Genomic DNA, 15198 nt, shown 5'->3' on the forward strand with positions numbered 1-15198 from the left:
TGAGAGACCGATTTTCAGCTTAGATTCAGACGTCCGAAGGATTTTGCACTGAGGCAAGGCGGCCAGTGAAGGAAAGGAAGGAGCATACTGAAGTATGTGACTGACTTTACGAGCGCAGCCAACGCAGCATCAGTGGAAAAGATTCGTTCTGAGCGACAAGAATTTGCCTGGCGGCTTTAGCACGGTGGTCCCACCTGACCCCATGCCGAACTCAGAAGTGAAACGCCGCAGCGCCGATGGTAGTGTGGGGCCTCCCCATGCGAGAGTAGGGAACTGCCAGGCATCAAATTAAGCAGTAAACCGGGGCATTAAACCGGTGTGAAAAGAAGTATTCGGTGGAGCGGTAGTTCAGTCGGTTAGAATACCTGCCTGTCACGCAGGGGGTCGCGGGTTCGAGTCCCGTCCGTTCCGCCACTTATTAAGAGCCCTGAGCATCTGCTCAGGGCTTTTTTGTTGTCTCTATTTAATTATTGCTCTACAAACAAAAATCCTCTGCGTTTAACGCTCTTTATCCCTCGTTCATCAGCAGCGATACTCCTCTTAATTCGAAAACATATTGATTAAAGAGGATATTATGACAATCCCTGCATTTGGTCTCGGCACGTTTCGCCTCAAAGGCGATGTGGTTATCGCATCCGTAAAAACCGCGCTGGAGCTCGGCTACCGCGCGATTGATACCGCCCAAATTTATGATAACGAAGCGGAAATAGGCCAGGCCATCGCAGAAAGTGGCGTGCCACGCAGCGAGCTTTTTATCACCACTAAGATCTGGACTGAAAATCTCAGCAAAGAAAAGCTGATTCAAAGCCTCAAAGCGAGCCTGGAAAAACTGCGTACCGACTATGTGGACCTCACTCTGATCCACTGGCCATCCCCGAACGACGACGTGCCGGTTGAAGAGTATATGCACGCCTTACTGGAAGCTAAAAAAGAGGGTCTGACTCGCCAGATCGGGATCTCCAATTTCACCATCCCGCTGATGGAAAAAGCGATCGCGGCTGTAGGCGCAGAAAATATCGCAACTAATCAGATCGAGCTTTCGCCTTATCTGCAAAACCGCAAGGTTGTGGAATGGGCGACGCAGCATGGTATCTCTGTCACCTCCTATATGACCCTGGCGTATGGCAAGGCGCTGAAGGATGAAGTCATTGCCCGTATCGCCGCAAAACATAAGGCTACCGAAGCGCAGGTTATCCTGGCGTGGGCGATAGGGGAAGGGTATGCCGTTATTCCTTCCTCAACGAAACGCGAGAACCTGGCGAGCAATCAGCAGGCCCAGGCATTACGGCTAGATGATGAAGACAAAAAAGCGATCGCCGCGCTTGATTGCAACGATCGTCTGGTCAGCCCTGAGGGACTGGCTCCGCAATGGGACTGATCGTTCGTACCGTTACAGCCCCTTCGGGGGCTGTTTAACATGTTCGCTAAGAAAATCGATAAATGCGCGGATGCGGGTGCTCACTGCACGATCGCTGTAATAAACCGCACTGAAAGGCATTTCAACCGGCAGACGTACATCATTTAACAGTTCAACCAGTTCGCCGCTCGCAATCTCTTTATCGATCATATAATCGGAAAGGCAGGCGATACCGTTACCGCTCAGGCAAAGTTGCTTTAATGTCTCCCCGCTATTAGATGATATCCCGCTGGTTATCTCATATAGCTGCCCGTCACAGCAGGAGAGGGGCCAGGTATTGAGAGTAACCGGCTCGGTAAAGCCCAGGCATATATGCTGGCTGAGATCGGCCACCGTCTGGGGGCTGCCATGTCGGGCGATATAGTCTGGCGAGGCGACAATCTTGCGGTAGCTGGCAAAAAGCGGGCGCGCCCTCAGACTAGAATCCGTTAAAGTCCCTGCACGGATCGCCACATCCACTTTGCGCTCGATAAGGTTAATGAAGGTTTCAGAGGAAACCAGGGATAAGGTCACCTCCGGATAGCGTTCGCGAAAGGGTTTTACCAGCGGCATTAAAAAATGCAGCATTACGGGCGTGGCAGCATCGATACGCAACAGGCCACGCGGAGTGCTGCGTGACTCCATGATTTCCGTCTCTGCGGCCGCCATCTCCTGAAGCACGGATTGTACCCGGCGAAAGTAACGTTCGCCTTCTTCCGTCAGGCTTAGCTGACGCGTTGTGCGATTAAGCAAGCTTACGCCAAGCTTCATTTCCAGCTTTTTAACCGAGCGGCTTACCGCCGAATTGGCCTGTCCAAGCTGCTCAGCCGCCCGGCTGAAACTGCCGCTTTCCACCACGGCGACAAAGATTGTCAGTTCTTCTGACGTCGCTTTCATTATTGCACCTTGCGCAAAACGCTGTCGCTATTCTCTCTTTTTTTGTTATTAAAACACTGCGGCCGACACTCTGTCACCTGCATCCTGCGCTCCTTTTTGGTGGAAACGCGGGCCGGGATCGGGTGTGAGCTAAGTTATTAGTGAGCTTTATAAGTAATTGCGTTGAAAGTATGAGCTAAAATCCCTATAACAGTAGAACCCCTTCGTTATTTGATCGGGCTCACGTTGCAGAGGTTTGATCTAAAGTGCGAAAAAATACCTATGCCATGCGCTATGTCGCCGGACAACCCGCGGAGCGAATCTTGCCTCCGGGATCGTTTGCGACTATTGGTCAGGCCTTACCGGCTGGCGCGCCGTTGAGCAGCGATGAAAAAATTCGCGTTCTGGTATGGAATATTTTTAAGCAGCAGCGTGCCGAGTGGTTATCCGTACTGAAGAACTTTGGTAAAGATGCGCATCTGGTGCTGTTGCAGGAGGCGCAAACCACCCCTGAGCTGGTGAGATTTGCCACAACCAATTACCTCGCCGCCGATCAGGTGCCCGCTTTTGTTTTACCCCAGCACCCCTCAGGGGTAATGACCCTTTCTGCAGCGCATCCGGTCTATTGCTGCCCACTGCGCGAACGCGAGCCGATCCTGCGGCTGGCGAAGTCGGCCCTTGTCACGGTCTATCCGTTACCGGACACACGCCTGTTGATGGTCATTAATATACATGCGGTGAATTTTAGTCTCGGCGTCGATGTTTACAGTAAGCAGTTACTGCCTATCGGCGATCAGATCGCTCACCACAGCGGGCCGATTATCATGGCCGGGGATTTTAATGCCTGGAGCCGCCCGCGGATGAATGCCCTTTATCGCTTTGCGCGCGAAATGTCGCTGCGTGAAGTTCGCTTTACCGACGATCAGCGCCGGAAAGCATTTGGCCGCCCGCTTGATTTTGTCTTTTATCGTGGTTTGAGCGTACATGAAGCTTCCGTTCTGGTGACGCGCGCCTCCGATCACAATCCGCTACTTGTTGAATTCAGTCCCGGCAAACCTGATAAATAATGGTGAGTCAGGTCTGCCGTGGGGCAGGCCTGAGCTGGTGAGGTGCTGCCCTTTTATTTCTAACAACCAAAGGACAGTACCATGACAACGCATTCCCATCATGATCACGTAGAAAAACAGTTTGGCTCACAGGCCAATGCTTACCTCAGCAGCGCCGTCCACGCCTCCGGTCGCGATCTGGCACGTCTTGGCGATTTGCTGGCGGCTTTCCCCCGGGCGCATCTGCTGGATTTAGGCTGCGGCGCAGGGCATGCCAGCTTTGTGGCGGCGCAGCATGTGGCCCAGGTGACCGCCTGGGATTTATCCAGCCAGATGCTGGAGGTGGTTAGCCGCGCGGCAAATGAAAAGGGACTCCATAATATTACCACCCGCCAGGGCTACGCAGAGGCGCTGACCCTCGAGGACAGCAGCTTTGATGTGGTGATCAGCCGCTACTCAGCGCATCACTGGCACGATGTCGGGCAGGCGCTGCGGGAGATGAAACGGGTGCTGAAGCCGGGCGGTATGGTCATCATTATGGATATCATGTCTCCCGGACACCCGGTACGGGATATCTGGTTACAGACGGTGGAGGCGCTGCGCGACACCTCGCACGTGCGCAACTACTCCAGCGGGGAGTGGTTATCAATGCTGACCGAGGCGGGCTTAATTGCACAAAGCGTCATCACCGACAGGCTGCCGCTGGAGTTTAGTTCATGGGTTGCGCGTATGCGTACGCCTGAGGCGTTAAGTAAAGCGATCAGGCTTTATCAGCAGAGCGCGTCGGCAGAAGTAAATGCTTACTTTGAATTGCAGGAGGATGGCTCGTTTACCAGCGATACCATCATGGTGCAGGCGCACAAAGCGGCATAAATAAAAAAGGCACCGGGAATCCGGTGCCTTTTTCCATCATCAGGCGCTATCAGGAGTCTGGCGTTGTGCTGTTTTTCACAAACAGCGTCAGCTGATCTCCCGGCTGCAGGTTGTCGGTATCGTTATTCCAGCGCATGACATCTTTAATGTTGACGCCATGGGTTTTCGCGATACTGGACAGGGAATCCCCTTTGCGTACGCGATAGGTAATGCTATCGCTGTTACGTGCGAGACGCATTGCGCTGTTACCAGCGCCAATCGTCAGCTGCTGTCCTACCTTCAGCGTTGAGCCGCGCAGGGCGTTCCACTGCTTTAAATCCCTTGTGCTTACGCCCAGACGGGATGCAATGCCTGACAGCGTATCGCCTGAGCGCACTTTATAGCTCTGGCTGCTGACCGAGGAAACATCCGCGATAAGCGTTGACTGCACGGCGGCAATTTCACCCGACGCCAGCGATTCACGCAGCTGTTCAGCGTGCTTCTGCGGCACCAGAACATATTGTGGACCGTTTGCGCCAAGTGTAGAGCCTTTCACGCCGGCGTTAAACGTTTTCAGCTTGCTAACCGACATACCGGTCATATCAGCAACCTGCTTCATATCTACCGGGCTGCTCAGACGCACTCGTGCCAGCGCGCGGCTTTCGTCCGTAGACGGCAGAACCACGCCATAGCGTTTGCTGTTCTTGAGGATATCGCTCAGAGCCAGCATTTTTGGCACGTAAACTTTCGTTTCCTGTGGCAGTGAAAGCGACCAAAAGTCGGTGGGTTTCCCCCGGGCTTTATTCGCTTTAATTGCCTTTAGTACGCGACCTTCGCCGCTGTTGTACGCCGCAACGGTTAACAGCCAGTCACCATCAAACATCTTGTTCAGACGCTGCATCATATCCAGCGCGGCGGTCGTGGACGCAACAACGTCGCGACGCGCATCGTAGCTGCGAGTCTGTTTTAAACCATAATTGCGCCCGGTGCTCGGTATGATCTGCCAGATGCCTGCGGCATTGGCGCCAGACGTCGCGTGTGGGTCAAAAGCGCTCTCCACTATGGGTAGTAGTACCAGTTCCATGGGCATGTTGCGTTTCTTAACCTGCCCGGCTATCCAGTACATATACGGCTCTGCCCGTAAAGTTACATCGTGGAGATAGCTCTTATTGCGTAAATACTTCTGTTTCTGTTCGCGTATCCGGCTGTTTTCCGGAATACCCATCTTTAGCTCGTCGCCAATGGATGCCCACAAGTCCTGATCCTGCGCGAACGATGTTCCATCGTCCATCCATCGCGCCTGACTTGTGAATTTCCCTGCTTCTCCTTGACCAGCTGCAGAAAGGCTCTGTGCGTGCTGTTGGACATTGCCACCGTTCTGAGACGCCTGGCACCCAACAAGCAGGACAGAGGCGAGTAATATCGCTTTTGCCTTCATGTGTGTGTCAATAGTTGCTTAAAAGACGAGCGATGATAACGGCGAATTTTTGAAAAGGCAACCCGCAATTGTCAGAAGTTATCTTTCTTTGACCTTAACCATGCAAATCGCTCCTCAGGGTGTTGCATAAATGTTTCTTCGTTTATTTTTTTAATTAAATCAATATCATTCGTTCTTAAAAAAAGATTTATTTTACGTTCATTTTTCAGAATTACGGGTAGTGTCATTTGGTTTTTTGCGCGTAACTCCTTCACTTTGTGGTAATAATCTTTTATTGATAAATCGTGCGGAAGTATGCTCATGGCAAACTTCATGTTCGCTAATGTGTACTCGTGAGCGCAGCAAAGAATAGTGTCGTCCGGCAGGGCATTAATCTTCTGAAAAGAGTGATACATCTGGGCTGGCGTCCCTTCAAAGAGCCTGCCGCAGCCGCCGGAAAAGAGCGTGTCCCCGCAGAAAAGATAAGGTTTGCTGTAGTAAGACAAATGTCCGGAAGTGTGACCTGGCGTAGCAAACAGCGAAAATTCCCACTCATGAATGAGGACAGTTTCACCTTCCTGAACTACGCGCGTGGTTCCCTTATCCCGCGTCTCCTCAGGCCCGTAGACATCAAGATGGGGATAGCGCGCCCGCAGGGCCGGGACGCCGCCCACATGGTCATGATGATGATGAGTCAGGAGAATCGCCACAGGCGTCCAGCCATTCTCCTCTATTGCCTGTAAAACAGGCCCCGCCTCGCCGGGATCGACGATTACACAGCGTTGGTCATCATCGGCTAAAACCCAGATGTAATTGTCCTGAAATGCGGGAATACTGATAAGATTCATAAATCACCTCTCATAGCGAAGCGGGGCCTGGATGAAACCGGCAAGGATACCTCACACTATTACACCGCCCGTTCGTTGGGCCGATATGCCCTGGGGCGAATATTACCGTGAAGCGCTTGAGCTACAGCTCAAACCCTGGCTTGCCAAAATGTATGGTTTTCACCTGCTTAAGATTGGCAATCTGAGCGCGGAAATCAACTCAGAGAGTTGCGCCATTTCTCATCAGGTAAATGTGTCGCTGGCTGGCCTGCCGGTGCAGGTGACGGCCGATCCACTGCATTTGCCCTTTGCTGAAAAGTCCGTCGACGCTTGCCTGCTGGCGCATACGCTGCCCTGGTGCCCGGATCCGCACCGCCTGCTGCGCGAAGCCGACCGGGTGCTCATAGATGACGGCTGGCTGGTGCTGAGCGGTTTCAATCCGCTCAGTCTGATGGGGCTGCGCAAGCTGGTGCCGGTGCTGCGCCGCTCGATACCCTATAACAGCCGCATGTTCACGCTGACCCGCCAGCTTGACTGGCTTTCGCTACTCAATTTTGAAGTGCTCTACTGCAGCGGTTTTCAGGTGCTGCCCTGGGCACGACAGGGCGGTAAAATGTTATCCACCCATTTTCCTGCGCTGGGCTGCATGCAGCTTATTGTGGCGCGCAAACGAACCATCCCGCTCACGCTGACGCCGATGAAACAAAGTAAAGCGAAAAGGCAGCTTCGCCCGGCGGTGGGGGCGACGCGGCAGTACCGCAAGCGCTAGTCAGCTCTCCGACTGATAGCCCGTATCCTCATGCACCGGATTGAGCGCCGCGGCGCGCGCCAGTTCGTCACAGCGTTCGTTTTCGGGATGGCCGGCATGTCCCTTTACCCATTCCCACTTGATGGCGTGCTGGCCCAGCGCCGCATCCAGCCGTTGCCAGAGATCGACATTTTTTACCGGCTTTTTCTCGGCGGTTTTCCAGCCGCGTTTTTTCCAGTTATGGATCCACTGGGTGATCCCCTGGCGCACGTACTGGCTGTCGGTGCTCAGGGTTACGTCGCAATGCTCTTTTAAAGCCTCCAGCGCGACGATGGCCGCCATCAGCTCCATGCGGTTGTTAGTGGTCAGCCGGTAGCCTTCGCTAAAGGTCTTTTCATGCTGGCGATAGCGCATAATCGCGCCATAACCGCCGGGGCCTGGATTACCGAGGCAAGATCCATCGGTGAAAATTTCTACCTGTTTACGCATCTCTGGTAGACTTCCTGTAATTTAAACGATCGGTAAAACGACAAGTCTGACATAAATGACCGCTATGAGCACTGCAATTACACGACAGATCGTTCTCGATACTGAAACCACCGGTATGAACCAGATCGGCGCGCACTACGAAGGGCATAAGATCATTGAGATCGGCGCCGTCGAGGTGATCAACCGTCGACTGACCGGCAATAACTTTCACGTCTATCTCAAACCCGATCGGCTGGTGGACCCGGAAGCGTTTGGCGTTCACGGTATCGCCGACGAGTTCCTGCTGGATAAACCGACCTTCGCGGATGTCGCCGACGAGTTTATGGACTATATCCGCGGCGCGGAGCTGGTGATCCATAACGCGTCGTTTGATATCGGCTTTATGGATTATGAGTTCAGCAAGCTCAACCGCGGTATTCCTAAAACGGATACGTTCTGTAAGGTGACCGACAGCCTGGCGCTGGCGAGAAAAATGTTCCCCGGCAAGCGCAACAGTCTGGACGCGCTCTGTTCACGCTACGAGATCGATAACACCAAACGTACGCTGCACGGCGCGTTGCTCGATGCCCAGATCCTGGCGGATGTCTATCTGGCGATGACCGGCGGTCAGACCTCCATGGCCTTCAGTATGGAGAATGAATCCCAGCAAAACCAGGGCGGGACCGGGATTCAGCGCCTTGTCCGTCAGGCCAGCCGGTTACGCGTTATTTTAGCCAGCGATGAGGAGCTGATGGACCACGAATCGCGCCTCGATTTAGTTCAGAAAAAAGGCGGGAGCTGCCTCTGGCGGGCGTAACGGCGCCTTTAATGCGCTTTAAATCGCCATGTGGGTGAATTTTGCAGCAAACGATTAAAAAGATGAGAAAAAGCGTTGACGGGGTGGGAGGCAGAACGTAATATTCGCCTCGTTCCCACGGGAACACAGCGGAGCGGTAGTTCAGTCGGTTAGAATACCTGCCTGTCACGCAGGGGGTCGCGGGTTCGAGTCCCGTCCGTTCCGCCACTATTCAGAAGGCCTGAATCAGCAATGATTCAGGCCTTCGTCGTTTTAGCGGCTTGCCTTTCCTTCCTTTTTATTTTATTAACATAAATTTAATGTAAGTGGTGCAATTAATTAACAACTGATCATTTATGGTGCATCCTCTGCACTATTTTTGTGCAATTGTTATTCGGCGTCGCTTTCCGCCCCTCCCACAAAATTATCCTCCTGTAAAAAATATCGTCTCGTTTATCAAACATTTATCCATAAAAATTCCAGAATATTCCTGAACCAATTCATATTGGTTCGCTAATTGCTTAGCTATACGAACAATAAGTATCTATCTATATCAATAACTTATTGTTAATAAAAATAAAGCAATGATGAAAGCAGGCGAACCAATATGGAAAAACCGTCACGGTTTCTGGCAAATTCCAGTTCCGCGCTGGAGCAATTACGCGGTCTGATCGCGCAGCATGAGTCCAGACCAGGGAGCCCGCTGCCCACTGAACGTGAGCTGTCGGAAACGCTGGGCGTTGGGCGGCGTGAAATCCGTCGCGCGCTGGACGTGCTGGAAGAGGAGGGGCGCATCTGGCGTAAGCAGGGCAAAGGGACCTATATCGGTCCTGCTGCTCCGGTTGAGCCGCTGGCGCTTCAGGGCCTCCTCCAGCAGACCAACCTGCTGGAGGTCATGGAAGCCCGCCTGCAAATTGAACCCGGCCTGGCCCGCCTTGCGGCGCTGCGCGCCACCAGGGAAAACCTCGCGCTGATGCAGCGTATGCTGGACCGGATCGACAGCGTCAGCCCGGACGACCGGGATCTGAACGAGCTGTGGGATAGCGCCTTCCATCGCGCTATTGCCGAAGCGGCGGATAACCGGCTGCTGCTGGGACTTTTTGACGCGGTCGATGCCGTCCGCCGCGATCCCGCCTGGCAACACCTGCGCGATCTGGCCCGCACGCCGGCGCGCGTCGATAGCTATAACGACCACCACCACAAAATCATGACGGCGATTATTCATCGCCAGCCCAATGAAGCAGCCGCCGCCATGCGCGAGCACCTGCTCAGCCTGCAAACCGCCCTGATCCAGGCCACCAACCTTGAGGACGATCCCCTGCTATGACGACGATCCCTTTTAAGGAGGCGGCGCCGGTGCTTCGCCTGCGCAATCTTAATGTGAAATTCGCCGGCTCGCCGGTGAGCGTGCTCGACGGTATCTCCCTCACGCTGAAAGCGGGAGAAACGCTGGCGCTGGTGGGTGAATCTGGCTGCGGCAAAAGCATCACCTCCCTGGCGCTGATGGGGCTGCTGCCCGCCAGCGCACAGATTGTCAGCGGGGAGATGCAGTTCCGCCGCCACGATCTGCGCAAGCTCGCCCCGCGGGAATATGCCGATCTGCGCGGCAGCGAAATGGCGATGATTTTTCAGGAGCCGATGACCTCTCTCAACCCGGCCTTTACGCTTGGCGATCAGCTTAGCGAGGCGGTGATGCGCCATCAGAAAATGCCACGTACGCAGGCGATGGCGGTGGCGTTGCAAATCCTGGAGAAGGTGCAGATCCCTGCGGCAGAAATGCGCCTTAAAGCCTACCCGCACCAGCTCTCCGGCGGGATGCGCCAGCGCGTCATGATTGCTATGGCCTTAATTAACCATCCCCGGCTGCTGATTGCCGATGAGCCGACCACCGCGCTGGATGTCACCATTCAGGCGCAAATCCTGGCGCTGCTCAATACCCTGAAAGAGGAGACCGGCACCGCCGTGCTGATGATCACCCATGATTTGGGCGTGGTGGCGGAGGTGGCGCAGCAGGTGGCGGTCATGTATGCCGGGCAGGTGGTGGAGCAGGGGAGCGTGGAGGCGATTTTTGCCGATCCTCAGCACCCTTACACCATCGGCCTGATGGGGTCGATCCCTTCGCCAGGCGCGCGCAAGGGCCAGCTCTCCACCATTCCCGGCGCGGTGCCGCTGGCGGAATCCATGCCGAAAGGCTGTCGCTTTGCCACGCGCTGCCCGTTTGCGCAGACGCGCTGCCACGAAGAAAAACCGCCCCTCGACACCCTGGGCGCCGGTCATCAGGTCGCCTGTTTCCGCGTGCCTCTCGAACACCACATTGCGCTGGGAGAAATCGCATGACTCAACCGATACTGGAAGCCCACGATCTCAGCAAACGCTTCCCCGGCCCGAAAAAACTCTTTGCTCCCGCCCGCTTTGTTACCGCGGTCGATCGCGTTTCGCTATCGGTCCTGCCGGGGGAAACGCTGGCGATCGTTGGCGAGTCCGGCTCCGGTAAGTCGACACTCGGACGCCTGCTGTTGCGCCTGCTGGCCGCCAGCGAAGGGCGCATCTTTTATCAGGGGGAAGAGATTACCCGCGCTGAGGGGGCGCGGCTCAATCAGCTGCGGCGTGAGCTGCAAATTATCTTCCAGGATCCCTTCGCCTCGCTTAACCCGCGCATGACGGTGGAGCAGATTGTAGGGGAGCCCCTGTGGCTGCACCAGAAGATGAATAAAGCGGATCGTCACTATCGCGTGGCGGAGCTGCTGAAAACCGTCGGTCTGCCCGCCGCCTGGGCAGACCGCTACCCGCATGAGTTCTCTGGCGGCCAGCGCCAGCGTATCGGTATCGCCCGTGCGCTGGCCTCCGGTCCAAAGCTGCTGCTGGGGGATGAGCCGGTCTCCGCGCTGGATGTCTCGGTACAGGCGCAGGTGGTCAACCTGCTGGAAAGCCTCAAGTATCAGCTTGGCCTGACAATGGTCATTGTTGCCCACGGCCTGGCGGTTATTCGTCACATGAGCGACCGCGTGGCGGTGATGTATCTCGGGCAGATTGTCGAGCTGGCTACCGTCGATGAGATTTTCGACGCGCCGCTGCATCCCTATACCCAGGCGCTGATCGCCTCCGCGCCGCAGATGCAGCCGGGCACACCGCGCACCATACCGCTTCTGCAGGGGGATCTGCCCAATCCGGCTAATCCGCCGTCGGGCTGTCGTTTTCACACCCGCTGCCCTTTTGCGACCGACCAGTGCCGTCAGCAGGAACCGATTAATCAGGTACTCGAGGGCGGGCGCCAGGTAGCCTGCCACCGCTGGCAGGAGATCAACCGCGATCGCAGCGCGATCCTGGTTGCCCCGCCGTCAGCCGCCTTTTTGCGCCGCCGCGCGCTGTTTGAACACGCGGCATCCCACTCCTCTTTTCCAGCAAGGAACTCATGATAATGACAATACGCAATGCTCTTTTTGCCATACTGGGAACGTCTCTCCTGACCGGCGCGGCGCTGCCCGCCCATGCGGAATCGGTGCTACGGGTGGGGCTGGGTGCCGATCCCGATATGCTCGATCCGCACCTGGCGCGCACCTACTACGGTCGCTTTGTCTTTGCCTCCCTCTGCGATCGGCTGGTGGATGTCGATGAAAACCTGAAAGTCGTGCCGGGGCTGGCAAAAGACTGGTCATGGAGCGCGGATGGAAAAACCCTGACCATGAATCTGCGGGAAGGTGTCACGTTCCACGACGGAGAGAAGTTTGACGCCGCGGCGGCGAAATATAACCTCGACCGCGCGCTGACGTTGAAAGGCTCCCTGCGCAAAAGCGAAATCTCCTCCATCGAATCGGTCGAGGTGGCCAGCCCGACGCAAATTGTGCTGCACCTCAAAACCCCGGACGCGGCGCTGCTGATGCAGCTCACCGACCGCGCTGGCGCGATGATGGCGCCGGAGGCTGCGAAAAAGCCCGACTTTGCCGCCCATCCGGTCTGCTCAGGCCCCTATAAGTTTGAGAGCCGCGTCTCGCAGGATCGCATTGTTCTGACCCGCTTTGACAACTACTGGAACAAAGGGGCTTACCACTTCGACAAAATTATCTATCTGCCGATCCCGGACGCCTCGGTGCGGCTGGCAAACCTGCGTGCGGGCGATCTCGATCTGACCGAAGGCATTGCCGCCAGCGACGTTAAAACCGTTGAGGCGGACAGCAAGCTGGCCCTGGCGAAGGTGACCGGTCTGGGCTATCAGGGGATCACCTTTAATATCAATAACGGCAAGGTGCCCGCCAGCGATCCGTTTAAAGATGCCCGCGTGCGGGAGGCCTTCTCGCTGGCTATCGATCGCGAGGCGTTAAACCAGGTGGTCTTTGAAGGGCTTTACACCCCGGCCAACCAGCCGTTCTCCCCGGTTAGTCCTTATCACGTCAAACTGCCGGTACCGCCACGCGATGTGGAAAAAGCCAAGGCGCTGCTGAAAGCGGCGGGCGTCGCGACGCCGCTGACCGTCAACCTGCTGGTGCCGAACAACCCCACCTCGCAGCAGGTGGGCCAGGTGCTGCAGGCGATGGTCGCGGAAGCCGGTTTCACCCTCAACCTGCAGATGACCGAGTTCGCCACGCTGCTCGATCGCCAGCAGAGCGGAAATTATCAGCTGAGCTTCTCCGGCTGGTCCGGTCGCCCGGATCCCGACGGCAGCATCTACGGCTTTATTCACAGCAAAGGCACCCTTAACGACGGGCGTTACAGCAATGCCCAGGTCGACACGTGGCTGACCCAGGCGCGTCAGAGCGTCGATCAGGCCGCGCGTCAGCCGCTCTACGACAAGGTGGTCAACCAGCTGCAAACCGATATGCCCATCGCTTACCTCTACTTTGAGCCGCGTATTTTCGGCATGAGCAAAAGCGTCCAGGGCTTCAAACCCTACCCGGACGGCATCGTGCGCGTTGCGGGCGTAACGCTTGCGAACTGATCCGTATAAGGAGAAACCATGCTGGAACTGATAGGCAAACGTCTGTTGCTGGCTATCCCCACGCTGCTGCTGGTCAGCATGATGGTTTTCGGGCTGCAAAAGCTGCTGCCCGGCGACCCGCTGATTGCGATGGCGGGGGAGGAGCGCGACCCGGCGGTAATTGCGCAGCTGCGCGCGGAGTTGAATCTGGACGCGCCGATACCGGTGCAGTACTTCCACTGGCTGACGCGGGCGCTGCAGGGCGATCTCGGCGTCTCCCTGCGCACCCATGAGCCGGTGACTGAGCTTATCGCCAGCAAACTGCCGGTGACGCTGGAGCTGTCGCTGCTGGCGATGATCGTTGCGCTCGTTTTCGGCATCAGCATGGGGATCCTGGCGGCGGTAAACAAAAATAGCTGGATCGATCACGGGGCCAACTTTGTGGCGATCTCCGGGATCTCCATTCCCCACTTCTGGCTGGGGATCCTGCTGATCCTGGTCTTTTCCGTCAACCTGCAGTGGCTGCCCGCCTCCGGCTACGTGCCTTTTAGCGAAGATGCGGTGCAAAACCTGCGCACGCTGCTGCTTCCGGCGTCGGTGCTGGGGACGGGGCTGGCGGCAACGCTGATGCGCCACACCCGCGCCTCGATGATCGCGGTGCTGAAAGCGGACTACATCCGCACCGCCCGGGCGAAGGGGCTGTTGCCGAAAGCGGTGATTTTAAAGCACGCCTTTCGTAACGCGCTGGTGCCGGTGATCACCCTCACCACGCTGCTTTTTGGCGAGCTGCTGGGCGGCGCCGTTCTCACCGAGCAGGTCTTTACCATTCCGGGCTTCGGCAAAATGATCGTCGACTCGGTGTTTAACCGCGACTACGCGGTAGTGCAGGGCGTAGTGCTGATCGTAGCGATCGGCTTTCTGCTGCTCAATCTGCTGGCTGATGTGCTCTACGTGCTCATTAACCCGAAAATGCGAGGCTAGAGATGGCGGAACTTACAACGCAAAGCGTGGTGGTAGTCAAACCGCGCGCGCAAAACCGGGTGCTGAAGAAATTCCTCGCCAATAAAAGCGCGGTGATCGGCGCGGTGGTGGTCACCTTTTTTGTACTGCTGGCCCTGCTGGCGCCGTGGATTGCGCCGTTCGATCCGGTCGGCGCGAACTTTCTGGCGGTGCGTAAGCCGCCGTCGGCGCTCTACTGGTTCGGCACTGACGAGCTGGGGCGCGACATCCTTTCACGTATCGTCTGGGGAGCGCGCACCTCGCTGATGGCGGGATGCGCATCGGTGATCATTGCCGTGGTTATCGGCGTGCCGCTGGGGCTGGTGGCGGGCTATTTTCAGGGGATCTGGGACGGCATCATCTCGCGCTTTATTGAGGCGCTGCTGGCCTGCCCGTTTCTGATAATGGCGATCGCGCTGGGCGCTTTTTTAGGGCCAAGCCTGACCAATGCGATGATCGCCATCGGTCTCTCCTCCATGCCGATTTTCGCCCGCCTGACCCGCGGGCAGGTGATCGCTATCCGCAATGAAGAGTATATCGACGGCGCGCGGGCGATTGGCCTGCCGGATCGCTGGATCATCATCAAATATGTTCTGCCGAACGTGATGTCGCCCATCCTGGTACAGGCCACGCTGGCTATCGCCTCCGCCATTATCGCCGAGGCGAGCCTCTCGTTTCTCGGGCTGGGCCAGCAGCCGCCGAATCCCTCCTGGGGGTCGATGCTCAACACCGCGAAGGGGTTCCTTGAGCAGGCGCCGTGGATGTCTGTTTTTCCCGGTATCGCCATCTTTCTGGCGGTGCAGGGCTTCAATTTACTGGGTGACGGACTGCGCGATGCGCTCGATCCGCGCCACGACTAAG

At 56.4% G+C, this 15198-nt stretch carries 15 protein-coding genes, 2 tRNA genes and 1 rRNA gene; 14 read left to right on the top strand and 4 right to left on the bottom strand.

Annotation, left to right across the window (positions count from 1 at the left end; genetic code table 11):
- Window positions 1-166 precede the first annotated feature (166 nt).
- From rrf to dkgB, 3 genes are all read left to right on the top strand, one after another.
- Window positions 167-282, top strand: a 5S ribosomal RNA gene (rrf, locus tag BN3796_RS09365).
- Between the two features lie 55 nt (window positions 283-337).
- Window positions 338-414: transfer RNA gene (locus BN3796_RS09370), tRNA-Asp, on the top strand.
- Between the two features lie 160 nt (window positions 415-574).
- Entirely contained in the window at window positions 575-1378 is an 804-nt protein-coding gene (gene dkgB, locus BN3796_RS09375; RefSeq protein WP_061708087.1) for a 2,5-didehydrogluconate reductase DkgB, read from the top strand.
- A gap of 12 nt (window positions 1379-1390) precedes the next feature.
- Here the strand turns inward: dkgB and yafC are convergent, their stop codons facing one another.
- Window positions 1391-2293, bottom strand: coding sequence for a DNA-binding transcriptional regulator YafC (yafC, locus tag BN3796_RS09380; RefSeq protein WP_061708088.1), 903 nt, complete (start codon window positions 2291-2293; stop codon window positions 1391-1393).
- 245 nt (window positions 2294-2538) lie between these two features.
- On the opposite strand from yafC, the gene BN3796_RS09385 reads away from it, so the two are divergent.
- Together BN3796_RS09385 and BN3796_RS09390 are read left to right on the top strand one after the other, a co-directional pair.
- Complete coding sequence (locus tag BN3796_RS09385; RefSeq protein ID WP_061708089.1) at window positions 2539-3339, top strand: endonuclease/exonuclease/phosphatase family protein; 801 nt, start codon at window positions 2539-2541, stop codon at window positions 3337-3339.
- 81 nt (window positions 3340-3420) lie between these two features.
- The gene (locus BN3796_RS09390; protein ID WP_061708090.1) at window positions 3421-4191 is read left to right on the top strand and encodes a class I SAM-dependent methyltransferase; all 771 of its coding nucleotides are present in this window, start codon (window positions 3421-3423) and stop codon (window positions 4189-4191) included.
- A gap of 49 nt (window positions 4192-4240) precedes the next feature.
- On the opposite strand, the gene mltD is transcribed toward BN3796_RS09390, so the two are convergent.
- Window positions 4241-5608, bottom strand: a complete 1368-nt coding sequence (mltD, locus tag BN3796_RS09395; protein ID WP_061708091.1) for a murein transglycosylase D — start codon at window positions 5606-5608, stop codon at window positions 4241-4243.
- A 71-nt stretch (window positions 5609-5679) separates the two neighbouring features.
- Window positions 5680-6435, bottom strand: a complete 756-nt coding sequence (gene gloB, locus BN3796_RS09400) for a hydroxyacylglutathione hydrolase (RefSeq protein ID WP_061708092.1) — start codon at window positions 6433-6435, stop codon at window positions 5680-5682.
- A gap of 31 nt (window positions 6436-6466) precedes the next feature.
- On the opposite strand from gloB, the gene BN3796_RS09405 reads away from it, so the two are divergent.
- Window positions 6467-7183: a class I SAM-dependent methyltransferase gene (locus BN3796_RS09405; RefSeq protein ID WP_061708093.1), complete on the top strand. Its 717-nt coding sequence runs from the start codon at window positions 6467-6469 to the stop codon at window positions 7181-7183.
- Here the strand turns inward: BN3796_RS09405 and rnhA are convergent, their stop codons facing one another.
- The gene (gene rnhA, locus BN3796_RS09410) at window positions 7184-7651 is read right to left on the bottom strand and encodes a ribonuclease HI (protein ID WP_061708094.1); all 468 of its coding nucleotides are present in this window, start codon (window positions 7649-7651) and stop codon (window positions 7184-7186) included.
- 64 nt (window positions 7652-7715) lie between these two features.
- Between rnhA and dnaQ the strand changes: the two genes are divergently transcribed.
- From dnaQ to BN3796_RS09450, 8 genes are all read left to right on the top strand, one after another.
- Complete coding sequence (gene dnaQ, locus BN3796_RS09415) at window positions 7716-8447, top strand: DNA polymerase III subunit epsilon (RefSeq protein ID WP_073885165.1); 732 nt, start codon at window positions 7716-7718, stop codon at window positions 8445-8447.
- Between the two features lie 130 nt (window positions 8448-8577).
- A tRNA-Asp gene (locus BN3796_RS09420) sits at window positions 8578-8654 on the top strand.
- A gap of 379 nt (window positions 8655-9033) precedes the next feature.
- Window positions 9034-9753, top strand: coding sequence for a FadR/GntR family transcriptional regulator (locus BN3796_RS09425; RefSeq protein ID WP_061708096.1), 720 nt, complete (start codon window positions 9034-9036; stop codon window positions 9751-9753).
- Window positions 9750-10763: an ABC transporter ATP-binding protein gene (locus BN3796_RS09430; RefSeq protein ID WP_061708097.1), complete on the top strand. Its 1014-nt coding sequence runs from the start codon at window positions 9750-9752 to the stop codon at window positions 10761-10763. The genes BN3796_RS09425 and BN3796_RS09430 overlap by 4 nt, the downstream gene beginning before the upstream one ends.
- The gene (locus BN3796_RS09435; protein ID WP_061708098.1) at window positions 10760-11842 is read left to right on the top strand and encodes an ABC transporter ATP-binding protein; all 1083 of its coding nucleotides are present in this window, start codon (window positions 10760-10762) and stop codon (window positions 11840-11842) included. Before BN3796_RS09430 ends, BN3796_RS09435 begins: the two co-directional genes overlap by 4 nt.
- Window positions 11843-11844: 2 nt before the next feature.
- The gene (locus BN3796_RS09440; RefSeq protein ID WP_061708099.1) at window positions 11845-13359 is read left to right on the top strand and encodes an ABC transporter substrate-binding protein; all 1515 of its coding nucleotides are present in this window, start codon (window positions 11845-11847) and stop codon (window positions 13357-13359) included.
- A gap of 18 nt (window positions 13360-13377) precedes the next feature.
- Complete coding sequence (locus tag BN3796_RS09445) at window positions 13378-14319, top strand: ABC transporter permease (RefSeq protein ID WP_061708100.1); 942 nt, start codon at window positions 13378-13380, stop codon at window positions 14317-14319.
- Between the two features lie 2 nt (window positions 14320-14321).
- Window positions 14322-15197: an ABC transporter permease gene (locus BN3796_RS09450; RefSeq protein WP_061708101.1), complete on the top strand. Its 876-nt coding sequence runs from the start codon at window positions 14322-14324 to the stop codon at window positions 15195-15197.
- The last annotated feature ends 1 nt before the right edge of the window (window position 15198 follow it).

Origin of the sequence: Pseudenterobacter timonensis, from assembly GCF_900021175.1 — a bacterium.
GTDB lineage: Bacteria > Pseudomonadota > Gammaproteobacteria > Enterobacterales > Enterobacteriaceae > Enterobacter > Enterobacter timonensis.

Bases quoted from the DNA above. Each gene is read 5' to 3' on its own strand.
- dkgB (WP_061708087.1), top strand. From the start codon at position 575: ATGACAATCCCTGCATTTGGTCTCGGCACGTTTCGCCTCAAAGGCGAT.
- yafC (WP_061708088.1), bottom strand. From the start codon at position 2,293: ATGAAAGCGACGTCAGAAGAACTGACAATCTTTGTCGCCGTGGTGGAA.
- BN3796_RS09390 (WP_061708090.1), top strand. From the start codon at position 3,421: ATGACAACGCATTCCCATCATGATCACGTAGAAAAACAGTTTGGCTCA.
- mltD (WP_061708091.1), bottom strand. From the start codon at position 5,608: ATGAAGGCAAAAGCGATATTACTCGCCTCTGTCCTGCTTGTTGGGTGC.
- gloB (WP_061708092.1), bottom strand. From the start codon at position 6,435: ATGAATCTTATCAGTATTCCCGCATTTCAGGACAATTACATCTGGGTT.
- BN3796_RS09405 (WP_061708093.1), top strand. From the start codon at position 6,467: ATGAAACCGGCAAGGATACCTCACACTATTACACCGCCCGTTCGTTGG.
- rnhA (WP_061708094.1), bottom strand. From the start codon at position 7,651: ATGCGTAAACAGGTAGAAATTTTCACCGATGGATCTTGCCTCGGTAAT.
- dnaQ (WP_073885165.1), top strand. From the start codon at position 7,716: ATGAGCACTGCAATTACACGACAGATCGTTCTCGATACTGAAACCACC.
- BN3796_RS09425 (WP_061708096.1), top strand. From the start codon at position 9,034: ATGGAAAAACCGTCACGGTTTCTGGCAAATTCCAGTTCCGCGCTGGAG.
- BN3796_RS09430 (WP_061708097.1), top strand. From the start codon at position 9,750: ATGACGACGATCCCTTTTAAGGAGGCGGCGCCGGTGCTTCGCCTGCGC.
- BN3796_RS09435 (WP_061708098.1), top strand. From the start codon at position 10,760: ATGACTCAACCGATACTGGAAGCCCACGATCTCAGCAAACGCTTCCCC.
- BN3796_RS09440 (WP_061708099.1), top strand. From the start codon at position 11,845: ATGACAATACGCAATGCTCTTTTTGCCATACTGGGAACGTCTCTCCTG.
- BN3796_RS09445 (WP_061708100.1), top strand. From the start codon at position 13,378: ATGCTGGAACTGATAGGCAAACGTCTGTTGCTGGCTATCCCCACGCTG.
- BN3796_RS09450 (WP_061708101.1), top strand. From the start codon at position 14,322: ATGGCGGAACTTACAACGCAAAGCGTGGTGGTAGTCAAACCGCGCGCG.